This window comes from Rossellomorea sp. LjRoot5, assembly GCF_964253455.1.
Taxonomy (GTDB): domain Bacteria; phylum Bacillota; class Bacilli; order Bacillales; family Bacillaceae_B; genus Rossellomorea.
This window is the reverse complement of the sequence record NZ_CAXUQN020000001.1, coordinates 4,112,603-4,139,194: the sequence shown is the minus strand read 5'-3', so window position 1 is coordinate 4,139,194 and position 26,592 is coordinate 4,112,603. Positions and strand designations below refer to the sequence as shown.

20 protein-coding genes are annotated in these 26,592 nt (G+C 46.8%); 18 read left to right on the top strand and 2 right to left on the bottom strand.

What is annotated here, in order from left to right; translation table 11 throughout:
• The first annotated feature begins 53 nt into the window (after positions 1–53).
• Positions 54–1,589 (top strand): bifunctional phosphoribosylaminoimidazolecarboxamide formyltransferase/IMP cyclohydrolase, encoded by a 1,536-nt coding sequence (purH, locus tag ACSQ2E_RS21100; RefSeq protein ID WP_435993886.1) that lies wholly within the window; start codon positions 54–56, stop codon positions 1,587–1,589.
• 234 nt (positions 1,590–1,823) lie between these two features.
• Positions 1,824–3,098: a phosphoribosylamine--glycine ligase gene (gene purD / locus ACSQ2E_RS21095; RefSeq protein ID WP_435993884.1), complete on the top strand. Its 1,275-nt coding sequence runs from the start codon at positions 1,824–1,826 to the stop codon at positions 3,096–3,098.
• Here purD and ACSQ2E_RS21090 read toward each other — a convergent pair.
• On the bottom strand, positions 3,076–3,189 hold the full coding sequence (locus ACSQ2E_RS21090; RefSeq protein ID WP_435993882.1) for an EYxxD motif small membrane protein: 114 nt from the start codon (positions 3,187–3,189) through the stop codon (positions 3,076–3,078). The genes purD and ACSQ2E_RS21090 overlap by 23 nt on opposite strands.
• A gap of 156 nt (positions 3,190–3,345) precedes the next feature.
• Complete coding sequence (locus tag ACSQ2E_RS21085; protein ID WP_435993880.1) at positions 3,346–3,798, bottom strand: YgaP family membrane protein; 453 nt, start codon at positions 3,796–3,798, stop codon at positions 3,346–3,348.
• Positions 3,799–3,923: 125 nt separating this feature from the next.
• Here ACSQ2E_RS21085 and ACSQ2E_RS21080 point away from each other — a divergent pair, with 125 nt between their 5' ends.
• From ACSQ2E_RS21080 to argF, 16 genes are all read left to right on the top strand, one after another.
• Positions 3,924–5,663, top strand: coding sequence for an adenine deaminase C-terminal domain-containing protein (locus ACSQ2E_RS21080; RefSeq protein ID WP_435993878.1), 1,740 nt, complete (start codon positions 3,924–3,926; stop codon positions 5,661–5,663).
• Positions 5,664–5,693: 30 nt separating this feature from the next.
• Complete coding sequence (locus ACSQ2E_RS21075; protein WP_435993876.1) at positions 5,694–6,731, top strand: DUF3048 domain-containing protein; 1,038 nt, start codon at positions 5,694–5,696, stop codon at positions 6,729–6,731.
• Between the two features lie 21 nt (positions 6,732–6,752).
• Positions 6,753–7,052: a YerC/YecD family TrpR-related protein gene (locus ACSQ2E_RS21070; protein ID WP_060671598.1), complete on the top strand. Its 300-nt coding sequence runs from the start codon at positions 6,753–6,755 to the stop codon at positions 7,050–7,052.
• Positions 7,053–7,188: 136 nt separating this feature from the next.
• Positions 7,189–7,875, top strand: a complete 687-nt coding sequence (locus tag ACSQ2E_RS21065; RefSeq protein ID WP_435994679.1) for a heptaprenylglyceryl phosphate synthase — start codon at positions 7,189–7,191, stop codon at positions 7,873–7,875.
• A gap of 85 nt (positions 7,876–7,960) precedes the next feature.
• Entirely contained in the window at positions 7,961–10,186 is a 2,226-nt protein-coding gene (gene pcrA, locus ACSQ2E_RS21060) for a DNA helicase PcrA (protein WP_435993874.1), read from the top strand.
• Positions 10,187–10,246: 60 nt separating this feature from the next.
• Positions 10,247–12,253, top strand: coding sequence for an NAD-dependent DNA ligase LigA (gene ligA, locus ACSQ2E_RS21055; RefSeq protein WP_435993872.1), 2,007 nt, complete (start codon positions 10,247–10,249; stop codon positions 12,251–12,253).
• A gap of 15 nt (positions 12,254–12,268) precedes the next feature.
• Entirely contained in the window at positions 12,269–13,420 is a 1,152-nt protein-coding gene (locus tag ACSQ2E_RS21050) for a CamS family sex pheromone protein (RefSeq protein WP_435993870.1), read from the top strand.
• A gap of 520 nt (positions 13,421–13,940) precedes the next feature.
• Positions 13,941–15,530, top strand: a complete 1,590-nt coding sequence (gene aceB / locus ACSQ2E_RS21045; protein ID WP_435993868.1) for a malate synthase A — start codon at positions 13,941–13,943, stop codon at positions 15,528–15,530.
• A gap of 155 nt (positions 15,531–15,685) precedes the next feature.
• Positions 15,686–16,966 (top strand): isocitrate lyase, encoded by a 1,281-nt coding sequence (gene aceA, locus ACSQ2E_RS21040; protein WP_435993866.1) that lies wholly within the window; start codon positions 15,686–15,688, stop codon positions 16,964–16,966.
• A 190-nt stretch (positions 16,967–17,156) separates the two neighbouring features.
• Positions 17,157–18,191 (top strand): N-acetyl-gamma-glutamyl-phosphate reductase, encoded by a 1,035-nt coding sequence (gene argC, locus ACSQ2E_RS21035; RefSeq protein ID WP_435993864.1) that lies wholly within the window; start codon positions 17,157–17,159, stop codon positions 18,189–18,191.
• 14 nt (positions 18,192–18,205) lie between these two features.
• On the top strand, positions 18,206–19,435 hold the full coding sequence (gene argJ, locus ACSQ2E_RS21030; protein ID WP_435993862.1) for a bifunctional ornithine acetyltransferase/N-acetylglutamate synthase: 1,230 nt from the start codon (positions 18,206–18,208) through the stop codon (positions 19,433–19,435).
• On the top strand, positions 19,398–20,207 hold the full coding sequence (gene argB, locus ACSQ2E_RS21025) for an acetylglutamate kinase (protein WP_435993860.1): 810 nt from the start codon (positions 19,398–19,400) through the stop codon (positions 20,205–20,207). The genes argJ and argB overlap by 38 nt, the downstream gene beginning before the upstream one ends.
• Positions 20,204–21,364: an acetylornithine transaminase gene (locus tag ACSQ2E_RS21020; RefSeq protein ID WP_435993858.1), complete on the top strand. Its 1,161-nt coding sequence runs from the start codon at positions 20,204–20,206 to the stop codon at positions 21,362–21,364. Before argB ends, ACSQ2E_RS21020 begins: the two co-directional genes overlap by 4 nt.
• A 68-nt stretch (positions 21,365–21,432) precedes the next feature.
• A complete protein-coding gene (locus ACSQ2E_RS21015) occupies positions 21,433–22,497 on the top strand; it encodes a carbamoyl phosphate synthase small subunit (protein ID WP_435993856.1) in 1,065 nt (354 codons plus the stop codon).
• Positions 22,490–25,558, top strand: coding sequence for a carbamoyl phosphate synthase large subunit (locus ACSQ2E_RS21010; protein ID WP_435993854.1), 3,069 nt, complete (start codon positions 22,490–22,492; stop codon positions 25,556–25,558). Before ACSQ2E_RS21015 ends, ACSQ2E_RS21010 begins: the two co-directional genes overlap by 8 nt.
• Entirely contained in the window at positions 25,555–26,508 is a 954-nt protein-coding gene (gene argF / locus ACSQ2E_RS21005) for an ornithine carbamoyltransferase (RefSeq protein WP_435993852.1), read from the top strand. The genes ACSQ2E_RS21010 and argF overlap by 4 nt, the downstream gene beginning before the upstream one ends.
• The last annotated feature ends 84 nt before the right edge of the window (positions 26,509–26,592 follow it).

The window sequence follows — 26,592 nt, the reverse complement described above, 5'->3', positions numbered from 1 at the left end:
GAGATAATAATGAATTAATATCAGCATTACAGCAGGCAGAGGAGGATCAGACATTGAAAAAGAGAGCATTGATCAGTGTTTCAGATAAAAGTGGTGTCATCGAATTCGCAAAGGAATTGAAGACATTGGGATACGACATCATTTCGACTGGCGGAACGAAGAAACTCCTATTGGAAAATGACGTAGACGTCATGGGAGTGGAAGAAGTAACAGGATTCCCGGAAATTTTGGAAGGTCGTGTCAAAACCCTTCATCCCAATATCCACGGTGGACTACTTGCTAAACGCGGGGAAGAAAGTCACCTCAGGCAGATGGAGGAACAGGGGATTGAAGGAATCGACCTCGTATGTGTCAACCTTTATCCGTTCCAGCAAACCATCGCAAAGCCGAATGTCGGTGAAGAAGAAGCGATCGAGAACATCGATATTGGTGGCCCGACGATGCTTCGTGCGGCTGCAAAAAATCATCAATATGTGACGGTCGTAGTCGATGCGTTGGACTATGATGAAATCATTGCAGAACTAAAGCTTCACGGTGAACCCTCACTGGAAAAACGTCGCAAGTTGGCCGCCAAGGTATTCCGCCATACGGCAGCTTACGATTCTTTCATCGCTGAATACATGACAGACATCTCAGGTGAAGAGAATCCTGAACGCTTTACAAGAACGTATGAATTAAAGCAGACGCTCCGTTATGGAGAAAACCCTCATCAACAAGCTTCATTCTACCGTGCGCCCCTCGGCTCTGAATTTTCAGTGGCCATGGCAAGGCAGCTTCACGGAAAAGAGCTTTCCTATAATAATATCAATGATGCCAATGCAGCCCTTCAAATTGTAAAAGAGTTCACAGAACCTGCGGCGGTTGCAGTGAAGCATATGAATCCGTGTGGTGTCGGGGTTGGCTCGACCATCCACGAAGCGTTTTCGAAAGCATATGAAGCGGATTCCACATCCATCTTCGGAGGGATTGTCGCGTTGAATCGTATCGTTGATGAAGAAACAGCGAAGCAGCTTCATGAGATCTTCCTGGAAATCGTCATCGCGCCGGCATTCAGTGATGAAGCGTTTGAAATCCTTTCTGGCAAGAAGAATATCCGATTATTGACGGTTCCATTTGAAACCACAAACAAAATCGAGCGCAAGTTAACAACCGTTGAAGGAGGATTGCTTGTTCAAGCGGATGACACGTTCACCCTTGACGATGCAGACCTGAGAGTCGTGACAAAACGTGAACCGACGGAAACGGAATGGGACGCTATGAAGCTCGGCTGGAAAGTCGTGAAGCATGTGAAGTCGAACGCAATTGTTGTGACAGATGCTCATATGACAGTTGGAGTCGGTGCAGGACAGATGAACCGCGTAGGCGCTGCAAACATTGCACTCGAGCAAGCCGGTGTGAAAGCCAAAGGAGCCGCCATGGCATCTGACGCATTCTTTCCTATGGACGACACCGTAGAAGCCGCTGCCATAGCAGGCATCACCGCCATCATCCAACCCGGAGGCTCCATCCGTGACGAAGACTCCATCAAAAAAGCAGACCAATACGGCATCACCATGGTCATGACCGGAATCCGCCACTTCAAACATTAATGTGAGGGACGGACCTCGGATTTTGACCGATAATCCAATGAAACAAACTGTACAAACCTTATGATTAAAGGACTTTCAAGATTCTTAACTGGTTCAGGGGAAGAGAAATGAGGGACGGACCTTCATTCCATTTCTCTTTCCAGTGCGAATCCTTTCCAATACATCCATTTCACATATAAACCTCTCCTCATCTGCACCACAGGAGAGGTTTTCTTTAAAGGGGGCTTTTTTAAGATGAAAGTATTAGTCATCGGCCGCGGTGGCCGCGAGCATGCCATATGCAAGAAGTTGGCGGAAAGTGCAAGTGTGACAGGAGTATTCTGTGCGCCCGGTAATGCAGGGATCGCAAGCGTCGCAACAAATCTCCCATACACTGAATCCGACGTGAGGGAACTGATTGATTTTGCCAAGAATGAGGGCATAACGTATACGTTTGTTGGCCCGGAAAATCCGTTGCTTGATGGAATCGTCAACCGCTTCCAGGAAGAAGGCCTGCACATATTCGGACCGACGAAAGAAGCGGCCATCATCGAAGGAAGCAAATCGTTCTCGAAAGAATTAATGAAGAAGTACAATATCCCAACGGCAGCATATGAAGTGTTCACAAGCGTGGAGAAAGCGATCGAATATGTGAAGGAAGCCGGTGCCCCGATAGTCGTGAAGGCAGATGGACTTGCGGCAGGTAAAGGTGTTGTCGTTGCGGAAACAGAGGAAGAAGCCATCAGTGCATTGGAAGAAATGCTTCTGGATGAAAAGTTCGGGGAAGCCTCCTCGAAAGTGGTGGTGGAAGAATGCTTGTTTGGAGAAGAATTTTCACTCATGGCTTTTGTAAGTGGTGAGTCGGTATATCCCATGGTGATCGCACAGGATCATAAGCGAGCCTATGACGGTGATAAGGGCCCGAATACAGGTGGCATGGGTGCTTATTCCCCGGTGCCGCATATTTCGGAAGAGGTTGTGCAGGAAGCCATTTCCACGGTCCTCCACCCGACTGCTCAAGCGATGGTGAAAGAGGATCGTTCATTTACCGGAATATTATATGCCGGGCTTATGTTGACAAGTGAGGGCCCGAAAGTGATCGAATTCAACGCGCGATTTGGAGATCCGGAAACGCAGGTAGTACTGCCGCGTCTGGCTTCTGATTTCGGTCTCGTAGTGAAGAGCATCATCGAAGGGAAGCCTGTCGATTTGGAATGGTCAGATGACGCGGTCCTTGGGGTGGTGCTGGCAGCAGAAGGTTATCCAGGTGCCTATGAGAAAGGAATCCCACTGCCTGATCTTGAAAAGTCTGTGGACGATAAAACGATGGTGTATCATGCAGGAACCGAATTCAATGACCAGAATACCCTTGTTTCAAATGGTGGGAGAGTGTTACTAATCGCGTCCTCCGCTCCCACTGTAGAAAAAGCGCAAACCGCCGTTTATAAGGAATTAGCCAAAGCAGAGTGTAAAGGCTTGTTCTATAGAAGAGATATCGGTCGGAAAGCTATCGAACACGTTTCTTCCTAGATTTACGAACATACACATAGGCAATGGCGACGATGCCGCCGATCAACGAAAACAGAACATACGACATATCGGTTAAATATTCCCAGAACAATACAAACAACTCCTTTAATAATATATAGAGGCAAAATTGCCGAGGGATGTCCTATAGAGAGGGACGGACCTCGGCAATCCTGCCATTTTGGAGGGACCCGATCAACAGGATCCCCGCTGTTACGGGATTTCTCAGGACGAATTTTCTTTAAAGACCCTAAGAATGCAGGTCCGTCCCTTTAGAACCATTCAGTGCTTCCTGGACTTCCTGGTTGGTGAGTTCTTCTGGGTTGAAGTTGGATTCTTTTTTGGTGTTTTGCAGCGGGTCTTGGTTGTGTTCGTGAGTTTGCTCGTGCTGGTGCCCGTTGTCCGTGTGATTCTTTTTGTCAGATTTCAGCATGTCTTTAAAGTTCATCATATCCTTTGCTTTAAATCCTCCGAAACCGCCGTTTTTGCCTTCTCCATCTCCACCTTTTTCAAACAGGGCAGTGACTGGGCAATAACGCAGAATTCCTTCTCCGACTTTCATGGCGCCGATTACCGCCATGACAAGATAGGAGTCTCTCCATGGACGTCTTGCAAGCTTTGATGTACTCCACGCTAAAATGGTAAATCCAAATGTGATGCGGATCAGAGCATTGATGATCCCGATGTTTGATGATACTTTCATTTGTAAATTCCTCCTTAATCAAAAATTCACGTAATCGTTGTAAACCTTTAATGCGTTAAATAGTAAAATATGTTAACATAAATTGAAACTTAAACTAATACCATTCCACTAGAGGAGTGTTCACATTGGAACAGCGCTACAGATGGAAAAACAAACAACTGCGAGAACATGTACAAGTACTGAATGGAGAATTGTCTCCCAGTCTTCTTTTGAAAAATGCAACATACCTTCACTCGACGTTAAAGAAATGGGTGCAGGGACATATTTGGGTTTACGGAGACAGGATTGTCTATACTGGGGATCAACTTCCGGATAACCTTGAGCAATGCGAAGTAATGGATTGTCACTCACAGTACCTCGTTCCCGGATATATCGAACCGCATGTACACCCGTTTCAGCTTTATAATCCCCAATCCTTTTCCAAGTATGCATCCCAAACCGGTACAACAACATTCGTCAATGATAACCTGATGATGTTTTTACAATTGGAAAAAAAGAAAGCGTTTACTTTATTGGGGGAGTTCAGCAAAATGCCTGTCACGATGTACTGGTGGACGCGTTTTGACTCACAAACCGAGATGGTGGATGAAGAGGTTACGTTCTCAAATGGGGAAGTGAAATCGTGGCTCGAACATGATTCGGTGCTGCAAGGCGGGGAACTGACCGCATGGCCGCGTCTCCTCGAAGGAGATGACCTGATCCTTCACTGGATGCAGGAAACTAAACGGGTGGGGAAAATCGTGGAAGGACATCTTCCGGGGGCTTCCGACAAGACGATCGCCAAGCTTCGGTTATTGGGCATTGACGGCGATCATGAAGCTATGACGGGTGAGGATGTATACAAGCGACTGATCCAAGGGTTGACGGTTACACTGCGTCATTCATCGATCAGACCGGATTTACCGGCTCTGTTAGACGGACTAAAGGAAAAAGGCATCGATTCATACGATTCCCTTCTTTTTACCACAGATGGATCGACACCGGGATTTTATGAACAAGGTGTTCTGGATTTCATGATCAAAATGGCCATCGACAAGGGCATACCGCTAATCGAAGCCTATAATATGGCGAGTTACAATGTTGCCAATTATTACAATATCACCCACCTGCACGGGATGATCGCTACTGGCCGGGTCGCAAATATTAACTTCCTCCGGTCAAAGGATGACCCGACTCCGGTCTCCGTGCTCTCAAAAGGTACATGGGTCCGTAAAGACAGAGAACAGATGCAAGACATGACCGAAATCAATTGGGGGCTAAACGGATTCACCCCGTTATCCCTTGATTGGGAAGTGGGGTATGACGATCTCCAATTCTCCATGCCGTTCGGGATCGAAATGGTGAATGATGTGATCACGAAGCCATACTCGATTTCCATCAATCCATCAGAGGAATTGCTTGATTCGGATCATGACCAATCCTTCCTCATGTTGTTGGACCGGCATGGCGAGTGGAGGATCAGCACCATGATTAAAGGATTCTCTAAGGGTGTGATGGGCTTTGCGTCGTCTTACTCCAATACAGGGGACATTATCCTGATTGGAAAAAGTAAGTCTGATATGATTGCAGCTTTCAACAGGATGAAAGAAATCGGTGGCGGGATCGTTCTTGCAGAGAACGGTGAGATCCTGCACGAGATCCCCTTGCCATTAAGCGGACTGCTATCAGAGAAAGAAATGCCCGAGCTGATTGAGGAAGAAAAAACACTTAAAGGCTTGTTAAAAGAGAGGGGCTACCGCTTCTCGGATCCGATTTATACATTGCTGTTCCTTCAGTCCACTCATCTGCCTTATATAAGGATGACACAAAAGGGAATCTATGATGTAATGAAGAAAACGGTACTCTTTCCAACAATAATGCGTTAAAATAGTAAAGTAAATAGGGGTGTCAAAAACATGCTGAAAAGAGCTTTGATTATTGCGTTAAGCTCGTTCGCACTTGTCGCATGTAGTTCAGATAAAGAGATAAAGAAAGAATCTGATAAAGAAGCCGCAACTCCAGTGGTGAAGGAAGAGACAGGCGTAGATACAGAAGAAGTGAATCAGTATCCTTTAACAGGGGTGGCTGAAAAGGAAGAATCAATGAACCGGGCGATCGCCGTGATGGTGAATAACCACCCGAAGGCCCGACCTCAATCCGGACTGTCGGAAGCGGATATTGTGTATGAAATGTTAGCCGAGGGGGATATCACCCGTTTCTTAGCCATTTTCCAAAGCAGGATGCCGAAAGAGATCGGCCCTGTCCGAAGTGCGAGAGATTACTATGTAGAGCTTGCAAAGGGATATGACAGTCTGTATGTCGCTCACGGATACAGTCCTGAGGCGAAAGAAATGCTGACCAATGGTTTTATCGATGATCTTAACGGAATCCAATATGACGGGACTTTATTTAAGCGTGCAAGCTTCCGGAAAGCCCCCCATAATTCCTATATCACATATGAACATATCAAAGAGGGAGCCGAAAAGAACGGCTTTGATATGGAGCGGCCGCCTGAGGCACTGAATTTTAGTGACAAAGGGAAGATTAATGGGGAAGCTGCCAATTCCGTGATGATTTCATACAATCATAATCCCCTGTTTAATGCTGTGTATGATTTTAACGAAAAAGAAGGCCGATACGAGCGCTTTTCAAATGGGGAACAGACCATCGACTATAAGTCGAAAGATCCCGTCCTTATTGAAAATCTTTTCATCGTAGAAGCTCCACATAAGATTGTCGATGACGCTGGACGACGGGATATTGACCTCGAATCGGGTGGAAATGCTTACTTGATACAGGAAGGAAAGATCCGGAAGCTTCAATGGAAGAATGTGAATGGCCGGATCCTTCCTTATGAAAAGAATAAACCTGTGAGTCTGCGGAAGGGCTCGACGTGGATCAACGTCATTCCAAGCTCTCCGGGGTTGACGAATTCGGTATCCTATCAAGAATAGAAGGAAAAAGGAGTCTTTTTAATGCAAATAAATAAATTAAGAGGCAAGGAGCTGGATCAGTTATTCAACGCTGTTCTTTCCCTGCAAAATCTTGAAGAATGTTATCGTTTCTTTGATGATCTGTGTACGATCAACGAAATTCAATCTCTTGCCCAGCGCCTTGAAGTTGCACGTATGCTTCAGGACGGGAAGACGTATCACAAGATTGAAACCGAAACAGGTGCAAGCACGGCAACGATTTCCCGTGTGAAGCGCTGCTTGAATTACGGTAATGATGCTTATCAATTGGTGTTGGATCGTGTACATGAGGAAGAAAAATAAGAGAAGGACCGCTGTCTATGACGAGCGGTCTTTGTTTTTGTTGAAATAGTAATTCTTAACATCAGACGAGTTAATGCGACAGTTTCATACAAATGATATAATACGTTAGATGGTTGTATGAATGGGGGAACAGAGTATGTATGATGTCCAAGAGTGGCGCCATGTGTTTAAACTAGATCCGAATAAGACAATAGATGATGGAGATTTAGAAGCAGTATGTGAATCAGGAACAGACGCGATTATCGTAGGGGGAACGGACGGTGTAACCCTTGAAAAGGTTCTTGATTTGATGGCACGAGTGAGACGATATACGGTTCCTTGTATTCTGGAGGTATCAAATTTGGAGTCGATTACTCCGGGCTTCGATTTGTATTTCATTCCGATGGTGATGAACAGTCAGAACATGAACTGGGTGACTGGGTTGCATCATCAGGCTGTGAAGGAATATGGAGAAATCATGAATTGGGACGAAATTCTTGTAGAAGGATATTGTATATTGAACCGTGATTGCAAGGCGGCGAAGGTAACGGAAGCGAACACAGACATTTCAAGTGAAGACGCGGCAGCCTATGCCATGATGGCTGAAAGAATGTTCAACCTGCCGATCTTTTATCTGGAGTACAGTGGTACATATGGAGATGTTGAAACGGTAAAAGAGGTAAGGGATTCACTGGAAAATACGACATTATTCTACGGCGGGGGAATTGAAACCCGGGAGCAGGCGAAGGAAATGGCTGCTGTCTCGGATGTTGTGGTCGTTGGAAATGCTGTATATGACAATCTGAAAGAAGCTTTAAAGACGGTAAAAGCAGTGAAAGGTTAAGGATCGAACTGGAAGTCCTTCCCTGATTAATATATAATAGAAATACAAATATAGAACATATGTTCGTTATGGTGGTGTTTAGACTATGCAATTTTTGACTGATCGACTGTTGAATGGAATGAATCCCGAGCAGGCAGAAGCTGTGAAGGCGACGGAAGGGCCGTTACTGATCATGGCAGGGGCAGGCTCCGGGAAGACAAGGGTACTCACGCATCGGATTGCGTATCTGATGGTGGAAAAAGGGATCAATCCTTACAATATTTTAGCGATTACCTTTACCAATAAAGCGTCGAGAGAGATGAGAGATCGTATTGAAAACATCCTGGGCGGGGCATCTGAGAACATTTGGATCTCAACCTTTCACAGTATGTGTGTGCGAATCCTGCGACGTGATATTGATCGAATCGGGATGAACCGAAACTTCACGATACTTGACTCGACTGATCAGCAGTCTGTCATTAAATCAATTTTAAAAGAAAAGAATATCGATCCGAAGAAATTTGATCCCCGTTCCCTTCTCGGGTCCATCAGCTCTGCAAAAAATGAGCTGACGACACCTGAAGAGTTATCGAAGCAAATAGGCGGGTACTATGATCAGGTGGTCTCTGATGTGTATACAGAATATCAGAAGCGTTTACGCAAGAATCAGGCTCTTGATTTTGATGATTTGATCATGACGACGATCCAATTATTCCAGCGTGTACCGGAAGTATTGGAATATTATCAGCGGAAATTCCAGTACATCCACGTGGATGAGTATCAGGATACGAACAGGGCGCAATATATGCTCGTGAAACTGCTCGCTTCCCGTTTCCAAAACCTGTGTGTCGTAGGGGATTCCGATCAGTCGATTTATCGCTGGCGCGGTGCGGACATTGCCAATATCCTTTCATTTGAAAAGGATTATCCGAGAGCGACCGTCATTTTCCTGGAACAGAATTATCGCTCAACGAAGCGGATCCTCCAGGCGGCGAACGAAGTCATCCAGAAGAATTCAAATCGTAAACCGAAGAATCTCTGGACAGAAAATCATGACGGTGAAAAGATTTCCTACTTCAGGGCGGATACGGAGCAGACCGAAGCTCAATTCGTCACAGGGAAAATCAAGGAATTGATGGAAACCGGTAAGAAGAAGTATTCTGATTTTGCCATCTTGTACCGTACCAACGCACAGTCCCGTGTCATGGAGGAAGTGCTTTTAAAATCAAATATCGAATACTCCATCGTCGGAGGCATCAAATTCTACGATCGAAAAGAGATCAAGGATATCCTGGCGTACCTCAGGCTCATTTCGAATCCGGATGATGATATCAGCCTTCAGCGTGTCATTAACGTTCCGAAAAGGGGAGTAGGGGCTACGTCGATCGATAAGATTGCCCGTTATGCACAGGATCATGATATTTCCATGTTCAGGGCTCTCGCAGAAGCCGACTTCATCGGACTCAGTCCCAAGATCACCAAAGCCGTGATTGAATTCATGGAAATGGTGAAAGGCTACACAAGTATGCAGGAGTATCTGTCTGTCACGGAACTGGTAGAAGAGATTCTTGAAAAATCAGGTTACACCGATATGCTGAAAGCGGAAAAGTCCATTGAGTCTCAATCAAGGCTCGAGAACTTGGACGAGTTCCTGTCTGTAACGAAAAGCTTTGAACAATCCAACGACGATAAGAGTCTAGTGGCATTTTTAACGGACCTTGCATTAGTCGCAGACATCGATAAGCTTGATGAGGACGACCAGCCGAAGGATTCCGTGATCCTGATGACCCTGCACGCAGCTAAGGGTCTTGAATTTCCTGTCGTATTCCTGATGGGGATGGAGGAAGGGGTCTTCCCTCACAGCCGTTCCCTAATGGAAGAGGATGAAATGGAAGAAGAACGCCGTTTGGCATACGTGGGAATCACCCGTGCGGAAGAACAGCTCTTCCTGACCAATGCCCAGATGAGGACGCTCTTCGGACAGACAAAGATGAACCCGGTTTCCCGTTTCATCAATGAAATTCCTGCGGACTTGCTGGATGATGTGATGGCAGAGAAGAAAAGTGCCTTTACTCCTTTCGGGAAATCAGCGGCGAAATCACCTTCCCGCCCTGCTCCCAGAAAGCCAGTTTCACGTCCGGTCCAAACCACGACGGGTGGAGAATCCGTTGCATGGCAGGTCGGCGATAAGGCTCAGCATAAGAAGTGGGGAACAGGAACGGTTGTCAGTGTGAAGGGATCAGGAGACAGTGTCGAGCTCGATATTGCTTTCCCGAGTCCGATGGGAGTCAAGCGTCTCCTGGCCAAATTTGCCCCAATTGAAAAAGCATAATAGGTCGGAAGGGATCCCCTTCCAGCTATAACCGAATATAAGCAAGAAAGGGTTGTGGAAATGGATCGACAATCAGCCGAAAAGCGTATCAATGAACTTCACGAACGATTGAATCAATATAATTATGAATATCATGTTCTCGACAAACCTTCTGTCCCGGATTCAGAGTATGATCAACTCCTCAGGGAACTCATCGAACTCGAGGACCAATTTCCGGAATTGAAATCAGCGGATTCTCCTTCCCAGCGTGTAGGTGGGACCATTCTCGATTTTTTCGAAAAAGTCGAACACAGAACGCCGATGCTGAGCCTTGGAAATGCCTTTAATGAAGAAGATCTTCGTGACTTTGACCGCCGTGTCCGTCAAGCGGTCGGGGAGGACTTCTCCTACGTTTGCGAGCTGAAGATCGATGGTTTGGCCGTTTCTCTCAGGTATGAAGACGGGGCTTTCGTCCAAGGGGCTACACGTGGGGATGGATCCATAGGTGAGGACATCACATCGAATCTGAAAACCATTCGTTCCATCCCGTTGAAAACCTCGGAGAAAATGTCCTTCGAAGTCCGAGGAGAGGCATTCATGCCGAAAGGATCCTTCGAAGCACTGAATAAGATCAAAGAAGAAAAAGGGGAAGAACCCTTTGCTAATCCGCGTAACGCAGCGGCAGGTTCACTCCGCCAGCTGGATCCGAAAATCGCGGCATCCCGGAATCTCGACATTTTCCTATATGCCCTGGCTGATATCGGGGATACAGGAATCGACTCACATAGCGAGGGATTGGACACGCTTGATAAACTCGGGTTTAAAACAAACCCGGAACGCAAACGATGTGAGACCATTGAAGAAGTCCTTGCATTTGTCGGGAAGTGGACAGATGAACGTCCGAATCTATCCTATGACATTGACGGGATCGTCATTAAAGTCGACTCCCTTGATCAGCAGCAGGAACTTGGAACAACCGCGAAAAGCCCCAGATGGGCCATTGCGTTCAAGTTTCCTGCCGAAGAAGTCGTCACGGTATTGAAGGAGATTGAACTAAGCGTGGGACGTACAGGAGTCGTCACGCCAACGGCCATCCTGGAGCCGGTCCGTGTGGCTGGAACGACCGTCCAGCGTGCCTCGCTCCATAATGAAGATCTGATCAGAGAGAAAGATATCAAAATCGGTGACCACGTCGTCATTAAAAAAGCGGGGGACATCATTCCCGAAGTGGTGAACGTACTGGAAGACAAAAGAACCGGTGACGAACAGGAATTCCTGATGCCGACTCATTGTCCGGAATGTGAAAGTGAACTTGTGAGACTTGAAGGGGAAGTGGCCCTCCGCTGCATCAATCCGAAATGTCCCGCACAAATCCGTGAAGGGCTCATTCACTTTGTATCACGCAATGCCATGAACATCGATGGGCTGGGTGAAAAAGTGATCAGTCAGCTGTTCAGGGAAAAATTGATTGAAGACGTTGCCGATTTATACAGACTGGAGCGCGATCAGCTTCTTCAGCTGGAGCGGATGGGTGAGAAATCCGTTGATAATTTGTTGGAAGCCATTCAAACGTCGAAAGGGAACTCCCTGGAGAAGCTGTTATTCGGCCTGGGGATCCGCCACGTAGGAGCCAAAGCCGCGAAGACGTTGGCGCAGGAATTCGACTCAATGGACAGGCTGATGGACGCCCGGAAAGAAGAACTGACGAATGTGAATGAAATCGGGGATAAAATGGCCGACGCCATTGTCGCTTACTTTGAAAACGATGAAGTGAAAGAACTCATTCAGGAGCTGAAAGATGCCGGAGTGAACCTTGAATACAAAGGTCCAAAGCCTGTATCAGTAAGTGACGTCGACTCGTACTTTGTAGGCAAGACCATAGTCCTTACAGGGAAAATCGAACGATTGAGCCGGAATGAAGCAAAAGAAAAAATTGAAATGCTCGGCGGGAAAGTAACCGGCAGCGTCAGCAAGAAAACCGATCTTGTGATTGCAGGGGAAGAAGCGGGATCGAAGCTTACAAAAGCAAATGACTTAAATATAGAAGTCTGGGATGAGGATAAGCTGATGGAAGAACTTAACCGATAAGAGGTGTAACGAGAAATGAAAAAAGGGATTTCGGTTGCTCTCTCCGCATTAGTATTACTGGGAGGTTGTGCTCCGACATTTGAGAAACAGGATCAGGTCGTTCAGGAAAATCAGGATAGCGAAGCCAAGAAGGCCATCATACCAAGCTTCCAAATTTCGAAAGAATATTACAAGACGATGCTCCCGTATGAAACGAGTAATACCCGGGGCGTCGTCGTGAATGATCTCGGTTCCAGATATGATATCAATGAAATCGAGACGGGCTTACTAAGGGTTGCTCAGAATCGGTTTTCGACGGATGAATATTTCTTCAAAGAAGGTCAATTTCTGAACAAGAAAATGGTTGATAGCTGGCTGCAACGAAAGTACACAAGTGAACAGCTGAAGGAAAAAGGTCTGAAGGAGTCTGATAATGTGGGGCTAAACCCCGTGCAGGCGAAAGGGGAAAATGCCCCCATATATTTGGCTCATGTAGTTGAACATAATTACTTAATGAAAAAAGAAGATAACAAGGTGCGTCTTGGCGGAGTGGCTATCGCCCTGTCCCTGAATTCTGTTCAATATGAGACCAATATGTCAAATGGGACCAGAACAGTAAAGAATATTTCCAATGAGGTTTTGAAAGAGCAGGGAGCGAAAATCGCGGGTGAAGTACTCAATCGCCTACGTCAGAAAAAAGAACTTCAAAACGTGCCGATTATGATCTCCCTTTATAAGCAGGCTCCGAAAGATCAGGTCGTCCCTGGTCACTTCTTTGCCTACACAACCGTGGAACCGGACCAAAACGGCATTCAGGACTGGAAAGGGATCAATGAAGATTATTATTTATTCCCTTCCCCGGAAGCCCAGGAGAACCATCCGAACGATTACAAAGTTTTTAACGAACTGAAAACGGACATCGAAAAGTATTTTCCTGTATACACAGGACTGACAGGACAAGCACTCTATCAAGATCAGAAGCTGTCCAAAATGGAATTTGAGGTGGCCCTGTCCTTCCAGGGGAAAGCTGAAACCATCGGATTCGCCCAGCACCTGACCAATATGATCGGCAAACAGACCCCGGACAGCTGGGACGTAGAACTCCTCGTCTCCTCATCGTATGGACCGGAAGCGCTGATCGTCAAGAAACCGGGCAGTAAAGAAACCTATTTACACATTTACGAATAAGTAGAGAGAGAACTAATCCAGAAAAGGGTTAGTTCTTTTTTTTAAGGGACGGACCTTCTCTATTTCCAAAAAAATGAAACTATCAAGTCGATTCATACGTAGAAAGATTAGTGAACCAATCGAGTGGATCGGAAGGAAAGACTTTATATACCAAATTGGAGAAAAGGAGGTAGCTGAGATGATGAGTTTTATCGCTCTTATAGTGGCTGGAACGTCCCTGACATTTGCAACGCTTGTCTATGAACAGAATAAAAAAATGGAGAAGAGAATGAAGGACTTGGAGAACAAACTATAAATATTGAGATGGTTATGATTACTGAAGGTCCGTCCCTCAGCGCTTTAATGCGATGAGGGACGGACCTCTTTTGTGTTATGAAAACCAGTGCGAAAAATGTCGAATGAAAATTCTGAAAAAAGTGTTCCAAATTCAACCCATCTGTTATACAATACAAACATGTTAATTAATCTGTATTATAACAATAAACATTTGTTTAATACCCTCAAGGAGTGAATTCGTTCTATGTCGACTCAAATGGTTGGTATCAAGGTAACCGGAGAACTTAAACCGGGCTTTGATGAAATGTTATCCTCTGAGGCTCTGCAGTTTTTAGAACAACTGGAGCGCAGGTTCGGGGAGAAACGCAAGGAGTTGTTACGCAACAGAGAGAAGAAGCAGGAGCGGATCAATGGAGGGGAACTTCCTCACTTTTTAAAGGAAACCGAATCAATCCGCCAAAGTGAGTGGAAGGTTGCTCCGATTCCGATAGGACTGCAGGATCGAAGGGTGGAGATCACAGGCCCGGTTGATCGCAAAATGGTCATCAATGCTCTGAATTCAGGAGCGAAATGTTTCATGGCATGTTTTGAAGATGCCACATCACCCACATGGACGAACCTCATAGAAGGACAAATCAATCTCCGAGACGCTGTACACCACACGATAGACTTCGAGACAAACGGGAAGCGTTATGAATTAAAAGAAGAACATGCCGTACTAATCGTGCGACCAAGGGGGCTCCACCTGGAAGAGAAACACATCGAACTGGATGGAAAGTCTCTATCAGGAAGCCTTGTCGACTTTGGCTTATTCTTTTTTCATAATGCGACTCACTTGACTTCACTGAATAAAGGCCCTTATTTTTACTTACCTAAATTAGAAAGTCACCATGAAGCGCGGTTTTGGAATGATGTATTCGTCTTTGCACAAGAGTATGTCGGGATCCCCAAAGGGACGATCAAAGCGACGGTGCTGATTGAAACGATCACAGCGGCATTTGAAATGGATGAAATCCTTTATGAGTTAAAAGAACACTCAGCCGGGTTGAATTGTGGAAGATGGGATTATATCTTCAGCTATATCAAAAAGCTTCGGGAACAGGAAGATGTGATTCTTCCCGATCGTTCATCGGTCACGATGACGGCGCCATTCATGAGAGCATATTCCCTGCTTACGATTAAGACCTGTCACAGAAGGGGAGCGCCTGCAATAGGCGGTATGGCGGCACAGATCCCTGTCAAGAACGATCCTGTCAAGAACGAAGAAGCGTTCAATAAAGTGAAAGCAGACAAGGAACGGGAAGCAAGGGATGGTCATGATGGAACGTGGGTCGCGCATCCTGGTCTGGTACCGGTTGCCATGGGCGTATTCAATCGGGAAATGAAAAAAGCAAACCAGATTGAAGAGAAAACATTGCTGGAACTGGAAGTATCTGAACAGGAGCTTCTTGAAGTTCCTCAAGGAGCGATTACCGAAGAGGGTGTCCGCCTCAACATTAATGTAGGCATTCAATACATTTCATCCTGGCTGAGCGGCCAAGGAGCGGCACCGATCCATAACTTGATGGAAGATGTGGCCACGGCAGAAATCTCGCGTGCCCAGCTATGGCAATGGATACGTCATCCGAAGGGGATCCTCGATGATGGCCGGCATATCACCATGGAACTCTACGAACAGCTGAAGCAGGAAGAACTGACAAAACTCAAAAGTCAACTGGGAGGAGAACGATATAAGGAACGAAGATTCTCTGAAGCCGCCGACCTGTTCGATCAGCTCATCCAGAATGACCAGTTCACAGACTTCCTCACCATTCCCGGCTACCGAATCCTTTAAAGGGTCGGACTCAGTCAACTGTTGGTAGAACAGGTCTAATTACTTTATTCAATTACCGCTTCACCTGGATGAGGGACGGACCTAAACCAAAGACGCAAGATCACTCATCAAACATACACCTGTATGTATAAATACGAAAAAGGGAGAGATTTAATATGGTAAAAGCAAATAACGAACGTGTAACGGCACTTCAGGAAAACTGGGAAATGGATCAACGATGGAAAGGGATCACCCGTCCTTACTCAGCGGAAGATGTTATTCGACTAAGGGGATCGATTGATATCGAACACACAATTGCCCGCAGGGGTTCTGAGAAACTATGGAATTTGCTTCATGAGGAAGATTATATCAATGCACTGGGTGCCCTGACAGGAAACCAGGCGGTCCAACAGGTAAGAGCCGGACTCAAAGCCATTTATCTAAGCGGGTGGCAGGTTGCAGCGGATGCCAACTTATCAGGACATATGTATCCCGATCAAAGTCTGTACCCGGCAAACTCAGTCCCATCTGTCGTAAAGAGGATCAACCAGGCCCTTCAGCGCGCAGATCAGGTCCATTATGTAGAAGGGGATGAATCGATTGATTGGTTCGTACCGATCGTTGCCGATGCAGAAGCGGGATTCGGCGGACAGTTGAATGTATTCGAATTAATGAAAGGCATGATTGAAGCAGGAGCGTCTGCGGTCCACTTTGAAGACCAGCTTTCTTCAGAGAAAAAGTGCGGTCATCTGGGAGGCAAGGTGCTTCTTCCCACTCAAACTTCTGTAAAGAATCTTATTTCCGCCCGTCTTGCTGCGGACGTGATGGGTGTACCAACGTTGATCGTTGCCCGTACTGATGCCAATGCCGCAGACTTGATCACGAGCGATGTCGATCCGTATGATGCAGAGTTTATCACGGGCGATCGAACGCCTGAAGGCTTCTTCCGTACAAACGCCGGCCTAGATCAGGCAATTGCGAGAGGTCTTGCATATGCTCCTTATGCAGATCTTGTGTGGTGTGAAACGTCAGAGCCGAGTCTTGAGGAAGCACGCCGGTTTGCAGAAGCGATTCATGCTGAACATCCAGGAAAGTTACTTGCTTATAACTGTTCCCCGTCCTTTAACTGGAAAAAGAAATTGGACGATGAAACGATTGCCAAATTCCAGGTGGAGCTCGGTAAAATGGGCTATAAATTCCAGTTCGTCACACTTGCGGGCTTCCACGCACTGAACCACAGCATGTTCGAGCTTGCGAGGGGCTACAAAGATCGCGGTATGGCTGCCTATTCACAGCTTCAAGAAGCAGAGTTTGCAAGTGAAAAGCATGGATATTCCGCTACAAGGCATCAGCGCGAAGTCGGAACCGGCTATTTCGACGAAGTCTCCATGGTGATTTCAGGTGGAACATCCTCCACAACGGCCCTGAAAGGATCTACAGAGGCAGCACAATTCTAAAATATTATTCAAATACATATAAAGGTCCGTCCCTACCCAGGGACGGACCTTTATATGTTTCTAGTACTATCGGAGTGAATTTGTGAATAAAGTAACTTTATAGAATTATTTATAAATATACTATTGATTTTATTAATATACACTCATATAATTAGACCTAATTTAAATTTATTGTGTGGGGTGAGAGGTGTTGGAGGTTGGTATTGTTGGGAGTACTGGGTATGGTGGTGTGGAGTTGTATCGTCTGTTGTCGAATCATCCGAATGTGAATGTATGTATTTTATATTCATCTTCTCTGGAAGGAAGTTCATATGCGGAACAGTATCCGCATTTATCCGGTCTTTCCCAAGAAAGAGTGAAGCCGATCATGATTGAAGAGATGCAACAGCTTGATTTCGTATTCCTGGCGGTGCCTTCCGGCGTTTCAAAGGAGCTTGCTCATAAGCTCATCGGAAAAAAGGCAAAAGCGATCGATCTTTCAGGAGACCTGCGCTTAAAGGATCCGGGTGAGTATGAAGAGTGGTATAAAGGAGAATCTGCTCCGCAGGATGTCCTCGAGAAAGCCGTCTATGGACTGACTGAAATCAATCGACGCGCCATCCGGGAAGCGGACCTGATTGCCAATCCCGGCTGCTTCCCGACAGCGACCCTGCTGGGGCTGGCTCCGCTTTATCAACAGGATCTTATAGAACCTCAATCCTTGATCGTCGATGCCAAAACCGGTTTATCCGGGGCGGGAAGGAAAGCGACTCAATCCAGTCACTTCGCTGAAACTCAGGAAAATCTACGAATCTATAAAGTCCATCAGCACCAGCACACTCCTGAAATTGAACAGCAATTGAAGGAATGGAGCAGTGAAGCGGGCCCGATCACATTCACAACCCATCTCATTCCCATGACCAGGGGGATCATGGTGACGATGTACGCGGACTTAAAGGACACCTGCACCACTGAGCAGTTACATACCCGCTATCAAAGCTTTTATGAAAAGCATCCATTCGTCAGGATCCGTCCGGTCGGGCAGTTCCCGAGCACCAAAGAAGTATTCGGCACGAATTTCTGTGACCTATCCATCAAAGCCGATCCACGGACGAACCGGGTGACGATTGTGTCAGTGATTGATAATTTGGTAAAGGGCGCGGCAGGTCAGGCGGTGCAAAATATGAACGTGATGCTGGGGTTAGACGAAATGACCGGTCTTCATCACTATCCAATTTATCCATAAGAGGGGGAGAATCAATGAAACTGGTAAAAGAAGAAACAGTGAAACCGATCAAGGGAGGAACGATTCTGTCACCTCTTGGATATAAAGCTGGCGGTATGCATACCGGCCTGCGATATGCTAAAAAAGATTTCGGTGTCATTTACAGTGAGAAACCTGCACAATGCGGAGCGGTTTATACGCAAAGTCATTTTCAAGCGGCTCCCCTCAAAGTCACACAGGAAAGCATCTCCCAATCTCATAAACTACAAGCAATCGTCGTAAATAGTGCCATTGCAAATGCGTGTACAGGTGAACAAGGGTTGAGGGATGCATATCAAACGAGGGAATGGACCGCCGAACGGTTCCAGATTCCCGAAGAGTACGTCGCTGTTGCATCCACAGGTGTCATCGGAGAATGGCTTCCAATGGATAAGATGAAAAAGGGCTGCAGTGAAATTCAGGTCGATGCGGATCCAGAAAGTGCACAGTCTTTCCAACAGGCCATCCTCACCACGGATACAATCGAGAAGTCGTCGTGCTATCAGGTAATGATCGACGGGAAAACCGTCACCATCGGAGGCTGTGCGAAAGGCTCGGGGATGATTCACCCCAATATGGCGACGATGCTCGGCTTTATCACAACCGACGCCACCATTTCATCGGACGTACTGCAGACTGCCCTTAAAACAGCCATCGATCAATCCTTTAATCAAATCACCGTGGACGGGGAAACATCCACCAACGATATGGTCATCAGTCTGGCGAATGGCATGGTGGAACATGTTGCCCTTCACGACGATCATCCTGACTGGACTCACTTTCAAAAAGGACTGACCCTTGTATGTGAAGATCTGGCGAAACAAATCGCAAGAGATGGGGAAGGCGCAACCAAACTGGTGGAAGTGAATGTGACAGGAGCCCCGTCTCATCAAGATGCCAACATTTTAGCAAAAAAAATCGTCGGTTCCAATCTGGTGAAGACGGCCCTCTTCGGCGGGGACCCGAACTGGGGAAGGATCGTCGGGGCGCTGGGACATAGCGGAGTCGACCTAATCCCTCATCAATGTGATATCCGCATCGGGGACACACTCGTTTTTTCAAAGGGGACTCCTCAACCTTTCAATGAAGAAGAAGTCAGCAGGTACATGCAAGCTGAACATGTGAGCATTTCGGTATCACTGCAGAGTGGAAAGGGAATCGGAAAAGCCTGGGGGTGCGACCTTACGTATGATTACGTCAAAATCAATGCAAGTTACCGAACATAAACCTGTGATTGTAGTGAAACTCGGTGGAAGTATTCTTTCTGAGCTATCGTCCCTTTTCTATAAAAGCATAAAAGATCTTCAGAAGCACTATCATGTGATTCTCGTTCACGGCGGGGGTCCTGATATTACGGCAACACTTAACGTGTTTGGAATTGAGTCCACATTCATTAACGGTCAGCGAAAGACCACGAAGGATGTTTTCGGTATTGCCGAACAGATATTAAAGGGCAAGGTGAACAGTCTATTGGTCCATCAACTCAACCGTGAAGGGGTAAGAGCCATCGGGTTAAGCGGATACGATGCCCATTTACTCAAGGCGAGTTTCATAGATAAAGAGTCTCTTGGGTTTGTCGGGAAAATTGAAGAGGTCAACCTTACGCTGCTGCACAATCTACTATCATTACATTACTTGCCGGTGATCGCCCCTCTTGCAACGACAGGCGAAGGAGAAAGGGTGAATGTGAATGCAGACCTTGCTGCAGCAGCCGTCGCCCAAGCGCTGAAGGCAGAGAAACTGGTGTTTGTCACCGATGTAGCTGGAATCTTGAAGGACGGTGAACTTGTTTCACGTGTAACAATCGATGTCATTCAGCATTATATTGAATCCGGCGTGATTTACGGTGGAATGATCCCTAAGGTGCAGGCGGCTCTATCTGTTTTGAACAAACATATTAATGAAGTGATGATTGTCGGATGCCAGGACTCCATCATCCAGGATGGGGAAATGATCGGCACGCGAATTACAGAAGGAAAAGAGGTGCAGGCGATATGAGTCATGTATTCCCAACGTATAATCGATTAAACATTGAATTGGTCTCGGGTAAAGGTACGGAGGTACAGGATCATAATGGTACATCCTATTTGGATTTCATCTCTGGAATCGCCGTTTGTAACTTAGGGCATTCCCCTTCTGTTGTAAAAGAAGCAGTGGAGAGACAAATGGATACACTTTGGCATGTATCGAACCTGTTCACGATCACGAAACAGGAAGAGGCCGCCACACTCCTCGCTTCTGCAAGCGGCCTTGATGCCGTCTTCTTCTGCAATAGCGGAGCGGAAGCGAATGAAGCGGCGATCAAGCTTGCGAAGAAACATACAGGAAAAACGAAGATCCTGACCTTTAAGCAATCCTTTCACGGCCGTACATTCGCAACAATGAGTGCAACCGGACAGGAGAAGATCCATAGCGGATTCGGTCCCTTGCTGCCGACCTTTGAATATCTTCCTTATAACGATGAGGAGACCCTTTCAGATGTGAAGGACGCGGATGTGGCGGCCATCATGCTCGAAGTGATCCAGGGGGAAGGGGGAGTCAACCCGGGAACACTTTCCTTTTTGCAGGCCGTTGAAGCCAAATGCCGCGAACTGGATGCGTTACTCATCATCGATGAAGTCCAGACAGGGGCGGGACGTACGGGATTGCCGTTTGCTTACCAGCACTATTCCCTGGATCCGAATATTGTCACGGTTGCGAAAGGACTCGGGAGCGGATTCCCGGTGGGGGCCATGATGGGGAAGAAAGAACTCATCTCATCCTTTTCACAAGGGACACACGGATCGACATTCGGAGGGAATCCGTTAGCGATGGCGGCAGTGAAAGCAACCATGGAAACCATTTTTGAAGATGAATTCCTGAAAGATGTTCAACATAAATCGCAGTATTTTATGGACCAGCTAACCCTTCAGCTCCAGGAATATCGCATTGTCCAAGAAGTAAAAGGGATCGGGTTCATGATTGGTATCTCCTTCGATAAGGAAGTGAGTGATATCATTGCCGAGCTCCGTCATAATGGATTATTGACCCTTCCGGCAGGAGCACATGTAATCCGGTTATTACCACCATTGACGGTCAGCAAAGCGGAACTCGATCAGGCTCTTCACATTTTAGTCCGTACAATCAAGCAACATCAATCAGCGGAAGTCTGCTGAATTTTTTTAACGGCGAATGTATAAAAATACTTAAATACAATTATTTATTCATCAGAGGAGGTCAACTCATGAAAGGGTACTTATGTTTGAAAAACGGCAGCATTTTTACAGGGAAAGTCATGATGGAGGAAGAGGAACCTGTTCAGGGTGAGATTGTATTTTTTACAGGAATGACGGGGTATCAGGAAGTGCTGACAGACCCTTCCTATAAGGATCAAATCGTCGTTTTCACTTACCCCCTCATCGGCCAGTACGGTGTGAACGAAGACGATTTCGAAAGCGGGAAGCCTCAGGTGAAAGGGGTCGTCATGCTCGGTTCAGCTGAATTATTTTCCCACTATAAAGCCGCTTCGTCCCTTAAGGACTATCTTCGAAAATGGAAGATTCCTTTTATGACAGGGGTTGATACGAGACAGGTTGTGAAAGAGATCCGTCATGAGGGAAGTCAAAATGCATGCATTTCATATACAGAAGTGTTTCCTGAGGAAGAAACACTCACCGGCCAAATCGAAAAAGTCGCTGCTTCAGAAATTTTTCAAATGGGAAGCGGCAGCAAGCATATCGCCGTCGTCGATTTCGGTGTTAAGAAATCGATCGTATCAAGCTTGTTGAAAATGGATTGTCTCGTGACGGTCATCCCGTATCACCAACTGGCTCAGTTGGATCAGCTGGATGTCGATGGACTGGTTTTATCCAACGGCCCTGGGGATCCGAAGGAAATGATGTCCTTCTTACCACAGCTGAAAGAGAAAATCCTGGAAATGCCGACGCTTGGAATCTGCCTGGGTCATCAATTGATCGCCCTTGCACTGGGAGGGGAAACGGAACGATTGTTATTCGGGCACAGAGGGGCGAATCACCCGGTCATGGACAACAATACGGGTGAGGTGTTCATCACATCACAAAATCATAATTATGTCGTGAAGAAAGATAGTTTAATCGGGACAGGGCTTGAAGCTCGATTTATGAACGTCAATGATGGTTCCCTTGAAGGCCTTCAGCATCATAGTAAGCCGATCCTTTCCGTTCAATTCCATCCCGAAGCACGTCCTGGACCTGAAGACGCTTCGTGGATATTCCAGCAATTCTATCAATCGATTAAACAACCGGGGAGAGAGAAAATGTATGCCTAAAGATTCCAGTATTCAAAAAATCCTGATCATCGGATCGGGACCGATCATCATCGGGCAGGCGGCTGAATTTGATTATTCCGGCACACAAGGGTGTCTTGCCCTGAAAGAAGAGGGCTATGAAGTGGTGCTTGTAAATCATAATCCGGCCACGATCATGACGGATACCGCTTATGCCGACACAGTGTATTGTGAACCACTGACCGTAAAGACCTTGACCTCCATCATTGAAAAGGAACGGCCACATGGGTTGGTAGCAAGTCTCGGTGGGCAGACCGCCTTGAATCTGGCCGTGGGGCTCGATGAGAAAGGAGTGCTTGAGAAGTACGGTGTGAAACTGCTCGGTACGTCCGTTGATTCGATCCAAAAAGGGGAGGACAGAGAAAAGTTCCGTTCATTAATGGATGAACTGGGTCACCCGACGGCCGAAAGCAGTATCGTCCATGACCTGGAAGAGTCCCTCATTTTTTCTGAAGAGATTGCCCTTCCGATTATAGTCCGTCCTGCTTATACGTTAGGCGGAAGAGGCGGCGGGATTGCTTCTTGTATGGAGGAATACAAAAAACTCGTTCTATCCGGTTTGAAAGCGAGTCCGATCCATCAAGTGCTTGTGGAAAAAAGCATCGCCGGTTTCAAAGAAATCGAGTATGAAGTGATGAGAGATTCGAAAGGAAATTGTATATCGGTCTGCAATATGGAAAACTTCGATCCGGTAGGGGTCCATACGGGTGATTCCATCGTTGTTGCCCCATCCCAGACGTTGACAGACCGGGAGTTTCATATGCTCCGGACGGCCGCCTTTGAGATCGTCAGCGCATTGGAAGTAGTGGGAGGATGCAATATACAATTTGCTTTAGACCCTAACAGCAGCCAATACTATGTCATTGAAGTGAATCCGCGTGTGAGCAGATCATCGGCTCTTGCATCCAAGGCAACGGGCTATCCCATCGCCAAAGTCGCAGTGAAGATTGCGGTCGGCTACACATTGGATGAAATTATCAATCCTCTGACCAGGACTACCTATGCAAGCTTTGAACCTGCTCTTGATTACGTGGTGGTAAAATTCCCGAGATGGCCGTTTGATAAATTTCCTGAAGCCAATCGGGTACTCGGCACAAAGATGAAAGCAACGGGAGAAGTGATGGCGATTGAGCGCTCATTAGAGGCGGCGTTTCAAAAGGCGCTTCAATCGTTGGACCTTTCCCTTGAGAGCCTGTATGGCGGGATGTCCGATCTATCATTGGAAGAATTGGAGAAAAAGGTAGTGACGCCGACGGATTCACGATTCTTTGAACTGATGGAATTGTTAAGAGGGGGACGATCAATCGAATCCCTTCACGGAATGACAGGGATCGATAAGCTGTTCCTGTCGGTTATGAGCAATCTTACTAATATGGAACATAAGCTAAGAAGCTCTTCCTTCAGTGCAAAGCTATTGAAAGAAGCGAAGGAGTTACGGTTTGAAGACAGAACCATTGCCGGACTGACGGGAATGACTGAAGCGTATATCGCCGGTTTAAGAATGGAAGAAGGAATCATTCCCGTATTCAAAATGGTCGATACGTGCGCCGGGGAGTTTGAGGCCATCACGAACTATGCCTATTCAACGTATTATGGGACAAATGAAATCGAGTCTTTACCAGGGGAGAAAAAAGTCCTGATCATCGGGGCGGGGCCGATCCGGATCGGCCAGGGAGTCGAATTTGATTACAGCGCCGTCAAGACCATCCAGCGCTTGAAAGAGCACGGGTACACCACAATCATGGTGAATAACAATCCTGAAACCGTCAGTACCGATTATGAAACTGCAGACAGATTATACTTTGAACCGATAACGAAAGAAGCGGTCCTTTCCATCATCGAGCATGAGAAGGTCGATACCGTACTGATTCAATTTGGTGGACAAACGGCGTTGAACCTTGCCGGTATGTTAGAAGGGGAGGGAATCACACTGCTCGGGACCTCTTCCGATATCATTGACCAAGTTGAAGATCGGGAGCGTTTTTATCAACTGCTTGATGGATGTGAGATCCCCCGTGTGAAAGGGGACATCTGCCACAGTAAAAAAGAAGCGATACATGTTGCCGGAAATCTGGCCTTTCCTCTTCTATGTCGCCCTTCCTATGTCATCGGTGGCAAAGGGATGGTGAAAGTGAAGAGCCTTGAGGAAATGCAGCGCTTCATCCAAACCGCAGATGAAGAATATTTTCCTATATTAGTAGATGAATTTAAAGAAGGTCGGGAAGTTGAGATCGATCTTGTTGGAGACGGGGAGGACGTCTATGTTCCCGGTGTGATGGAGCATATTGAAAGGGCGGGCGTCCACTCGGGGGACAGCATGTCCATCTTCCCTTCCGAATCCCTCTCGGCGGAAATCAAGGAGACGATCGAAGGGTATGCCCGTAATATCGTATCCGCGCTTCAGTATAAAGGGATCATGAATATTCAATTCCTGCTGCAGAGTCGAAAAGTGTATGTATTAGAAGTCAATCCCCGGGCGAGCCGCACCGTACCGATCGTCAGTAAGGTCCTTGGCTTTCCGTTGATCGATATGGCCACGGATCTCATGTGCGGGGAGCGTTTGACCATCGATGCTTTTGACCCTCCTTCCGAAATAAAAGGAGTCGGGGTGAAGTATCCCGTGTTCTCATCCCATGCCCTGCCGGAGATCGATCAGATCCTCGGTGCGAATATGAAGTCGACGGGAGAGGGGCTTTGTCTCGGTGAAACCGTTGAAGAAGCTCTATACAAAGTATTTGAAGAGCTGCATGGGGGAGTGGAAGCAGGGGGAACCATGTACGTCGATTGTGAGCAGGCTAAGCAATATCAAACGGCTCAAGAACCATCATTCAGTGAATGGATCAAAACCGATCATGCATGTGTCTACTTCAATAATGAGGAAACGGATACGATGAAGAAGAGAAGAATTGCTGCTTTGGAAGCAGGTGTCATCGTTATAACCGAAATAGAAACCTTGCAAGCCTTCATGCGGAGCAAAAACGCACATGTTCAACAGAAGCCTTTAGTTCATTCAAAATCCATACAGGGAGTGAGCCGAGTATGAATCATTCAACCATTGCACCCTCTCCGGAGAAAATGTCGTTAAAAGGAAGAGACCTCGTCACGTGGCTCGATTACACAGCTGAAGAAGTCCATGAACTCTTATCATTGGCTCAGTACTTGAAGGAAAACCCTTACTCGAAGAGCCTCGAAGGAAAGACTCTCGGAATGATTTTTGAAAAGTCATCCACGAGAACACGAGTGTCATTTGAAGCGGGAATGCTCCAACTGGGAGGTCACGCCATCTATTTGAATTCCCGTGATATCCAGCTTGGGAGAGGAGAGTCGATTGCGGATACGGCACGCGTCCTGTCATCTTATGTGGACGGGATCATGATTCGCACATTCGAGACGGAGAAGGTGACACAGTTGGCAGAATACGCAAGTGTCCCCGTCATCAACGGACTTTGCGATACGTATCATCCATGCCAGGCGTTGGCCGATGCCCTAACGATCCTGGAAACCAAGGGGACGTTGAAAGGGGTGAAGGTCGTCTATATCGGCGATGGCAATAACGTGGCCCATTCCTTTATGATCCTCTGTACCATGCTTGGGATGGAGGTCGTCGTTTCTTGTCCTAAAGGGTACGAACCGAAGGAAGATATCATAGGGAAAACGGTGGATCTGGCCGTGAACAGCGGAGGGAGTTTTACCCTGACCCATGATCCGAATGAAGCGGTGAAGGGTGCTGATGTCGTCTACACGGACGTTTGGGCCAGTATGGGGCAGGAAGAGGAAGCGTTCAAGCGCCTCCAGGACTTTAAAGGATATCAAGTGAATGAAGATCTGTTGAGTCATGCTTCTCCCAATGTGACATTCCTCCATTGTCTTCCGGCACACCGGGAAGAAGAAGTTACTGCAGCCGTCATCGACGGTCCATGTTCCGCCGTATTTCAACAGGCGGAGAATCGATTGCATGTTCAGAAGGCGATTTTACAATCATTGTTTATATAAATGGCAGAGGGTCCGCTCACGTTTCAGAGCGGACCCTTTTAGTTGCCTGAAAGCATTCCCATAAGAGAAAATGGGACAGAACCA